1 protein-coding gene is annotated in these 891 nt (G+C 43.5%); it reads left to right on the plus strand.

The genetic code is table 11. The features are described from left to right. Window positions 1–891 (plus strand): AAA family ATPase (locus ACTQ53_RS17505; protein WP_441934590.1); only part of this gene is annotated, 891 nt, incomplete at both ends.

Consider the following 891-nt stretch of genomic DNA (forward strand, 5'->3'; position numbering starts at 1 on the left):
TATCGCCAGTACGGCAAGGAAAGCATCGACAACGTGAAAGAGAATCCTTATCGCCTTGCAGATGATATTTGGGGTATCGGATTTAAAACCGCTGATGGTATTGCCTCTAAGATGGGCTACGAGAAAAACGATTTGAGACGTTGCAAAAGTGGTATAGGTTACACTTTGAATGAACTTTCCAACGAAGGACATGTATATGCTATAGAAGAGCAGCTTATAGAAGCTGCCAAGAAACTGCTTGAAGCAGACGAAGAACCTATCAGACAAGCCATTTCAGAGATGATTGCTTCGGAAGATCTCATCCGTGAGAATGAAGCTATATATCTGCCTCCATTCTATCATTCTGAACGTGGAACGGCAAAGAAACTCTTGACCTTAATAAAAAGTCAAGGAGCAAATAACCTCGGATTAAAGGCTGATATTAAAGCCATTGAAAAGGTCTCTGGTATAGAATATGACGAGGTTCAGATTGCTGCCATCCAACAAGCGGTTCGCTCGAAAGTGATGGTACTGACTGGCGGTCCTGGGACAGGTAAGACCACAACTACGCAAGGTATTATTACTGCGTATAAAACGGCAGGAATGAGGATTTTGCTTGCAGCACCTACTGGCCGTGCGTCCAAGCGAATGAGCGAAGCTACCAATATGGAAGCCAAGACCATTCATAGACTATTGGAGTTTAATCCACAAGATGGTTACAAACGAAATGAGGAGAACCCACTGGAAGGTGATGCGCTGATTGTGGATGAGTGTTCTATGATTGACATCATATTGATGTATAATCTAATGAAGGCTATTCCCGAACACATGCGCTTAGTGCTTGTGGGTGATATTGACCAGTTGCCAAGTGTTGGAGCTGGCAATGTTTTGCGTGACATTATTGACTCCGAG

Origin of the sequence: Prevotella sp. Sow4_E9_plate (assembly GCF_052116205.1) — a bacterium.
Lineage (GTDB): Bacteria > Bacteroidota > Bacteroidia > Bacteroidales > Bacteroidaceae > Prevotella.